The following is a 1,121-nucleotide window of genomic DNA, read 5'->3' as shown; positions in this document are numbered from 1 at the left end:
ATATTTGCCGGTGAACTCCATGCCCGACAGGCTGGCGCCGGCCTCCGCCGCCATCAGATAGCCGTCGCCGGTCAGCCCGGTCGCGCCGAGGATGCGCTCGCGGAAAGCGCAGCCGCCCGTCGCCAGCACCACCGCGTTGGCGTCGACGCGCCAGTCCTGGCCGATCTGCCGGGCGACACCGGCGGCGCCGACGATGGCATCGCCGTCGGACAGAAGTTCGAGCGCTGGGTGATGGTCGAGCACGGTGACGCCGGCCAACAGCACCCGGCGGCGCATGAAGCGCATGTAGTCCGGCCCGCGCAGATTGGCGATGTAGAGGCGGCCGTCATCCTCGCTCGGAAAGGGATAGCCCCATTCGGACAGCCTGAGCAGATTGCGGTAGGCAGTATCGACGCAGCGCAGCATCCAGCGCGGGTCGGCGAGTTCGCCGGTGCGCTGCCAGCGCCGCTCGACGACGGCATGCCTGTTGTCGCCCGGCGGCACGCACCAGGTGCCGGTGTTGGAGGGCGCGGTGGCGCCGCTGGTACCGAGATAGCCCTTATCGGCCAGCACCACCTTGGCGCCGCTCTCGGCCGCAGCGACAGCCGCCCAGGCCGCTGACGGACCTCCGCCCAGCACCAGCACGTCGGCCTGGAGCAGCAAGCTGTCGGAAGCGGATTTTTGCGGCTTGTGCATGGATACCTGGCGAATGCGTTCGAAGCGGCGCCTGCGCTAAGCGGCGCGGGCGGCGCTGGAGGACCAGACCGGCTCGTTGCCGGCACTCCACTTGATGTTGCAGCCGATCGACGGCACCTGGCTGGCAGCGGGCCTGCCGCCCTCCAGCACCGTGTCGACCGCTGCGCGCAGATCGGCACCGGTCACCGGCTTGCCATTGCCCGGCCGCGCATCGTCGAACTGGCCGTGATAGGCGAGCCGCCGGTCGGCATCGAACAGGAAGAAGTCGGGTGTGCAGGCGGCGCCGTAGGCTTTCGCCGTCTGCTGCGACGCATCCTTGAGATAGGGGAAGGAATAGCCGAATTTTTCGGCCTCTTCGCCGATGCGGGCCAGCGTCTCCTCCGGATGCGCCTCATGGTCATTGGCGTTGATCGCCACCACTTGCAGCCCCTTGCCGGCATAATCCC

The 1,121-nt window shown here is 68.6% G+C and carries 2 protein-coding genes; both read right to left on the bottom strand.

What is annotated here, in order from left to right; genetic code table 11:
- Positions 1 to 675, bottom strand: a 675-nt coding sequence (locus tag EN893_RS35070) for an FAD-binding protein (RefSeq protein ID WP_128362216.1), incomplete at its 3' end; no start/stop codon positions are given.
- 36 nt (positions 676 to 711) lie between these two features.
- The coding region (locus EN893_RS35065) for a thioredoxin family protein (protein ID WP_164901437.1) at positions 712 to 1,121 on the bottom strand (410 nt) is incomplete at its 5' end.

It is taken from the genome of Mesorhizobium sp. M7A.F.Ca.CA.004.04.2.1 (genome assembly GCF_004022825.1).
Lineage (GTDB): Bacteria > Pseudomonadota > Alphaproteobacteria > Rhizobiales > Rhizobiaceae > Mesorhizobium.
The sequence above is the reverse complement of the archived record's forward strand: the minus strand, read 5'-3'. Positions and strand labels throughout refer to the sequence as shown.